Source organism: Streptomyces swartbergensis, assembly GCF_002148965.1.
Classification (GTDB): Bacteria; Actinomycetota; Actinomycetes; order Streptomycetales; family Streptomycetaceae; genus Streptomyces; species Streptomyces swartbergensis.
In genome coordinates this window covers 1-904 of sequence record NZ_NGFN01000768.1, presented here as the reverse complement: position 1 = coordinate 904, position 904 = coordinate 1, and the positions used below count along the sequence as shown (strand labels likewise).

1 protein-coding gene and 1 pseudogene are annotated in these 904 nt (G+C 72.7%); both read right to left on the bottom strand.

The features are described 5' to 3' along the window. Positions 1 to 204 precede the first annotated feature (204 nt). Positions 205 to 504, bottom strand: coding sequence for a hypothetical protein (locus tag CA983_RS44205; protein ID WP_086606163.1), 300 nt, complete (start codon positions 502 to 504; stop codon positions 205 to 207). Between the two features lie 10 nt (positions 505 to 514). Then, positions 515 to 904 (bottom strand): annotated as a pseudogene (locus CA983_RS44200) (TetR family transcriptional regulator); the annotation flags it as partial.

Here is a 904-nt window from a genome sequence, read left to right as displayed (position 1 = left end):
GCCGGGCTCCGGGACCGCCGTGGCGGGGGCGGGGGCGAGGACGGTGGTTGCCGCCGTCGCCGCGATGCAGACCAGCCGCACGAGTCTTCCTGACATGCCATCACCTCCGGTGTGAGGGCGGCCCTTTGGCCACCGGACACTCGTGAGGATCAGGCGTGTGCGCGCGGTGCGCGCGGTGAGTGTGCGCGGTTCGGCGCAACGGGGTCACCCGTCGGCGTCGTCCCGCTCGCCGGGCGGCGTGGCGTCTGGCTTCGACCAGGGCCAGTTGAGCCGGCGGGTCGGTGCGCCCTCGGGGGCGTACTCGTACTTCCAGCGATGGGTCAGTCCGACTCTGCCCTCCGCCCGGGGCACGCGGCGGTAGACCAGGACGGTGGGCGGGCCGCCGGCGGGGTCCGGGACGGGGATGCGGTACGTCTTGGGCGGGTGGCCGGTGATGCCGAGCAGGACGGGCAGGACCCTGCCGTCCATGGGGCCGCCCTCGAAGGGGGTGTCTTCGCTCTTCACGGGACCAGTGTCAGACATCCTCGGCGAGGGCCTGGACCAGGGCGTCGGACTGCGGGTCGCGGCGGGCGGTCACCGACAGCATGGCCACGAACTGCTCGACGAGCCAGTCGCGCAGTTCCTCGGCGGGGGGTTGTTTCTCCTCGTCGAGCCAGATGAGCGACGACGCCTCGACGGCCGTGATCCACATCCGGACGGTCATCCGCAGTCGCGGGCCGGGTTCGGTGACCTCCAGGTGCCGGTAGATGTGCTCGGCGGCGGCACGGCGTACGCCGTCGACGATGGCGGTCGTACGCGAGGTCTCGACGACGCTGCCGCCTTGGAGGAGGGCGCTGAAGCCGGCGTCGTGCTCGTCGACGAAGGCGAGGTAGCGGTCGAGGGCGCGGGACAGGCGGGGGAGCAG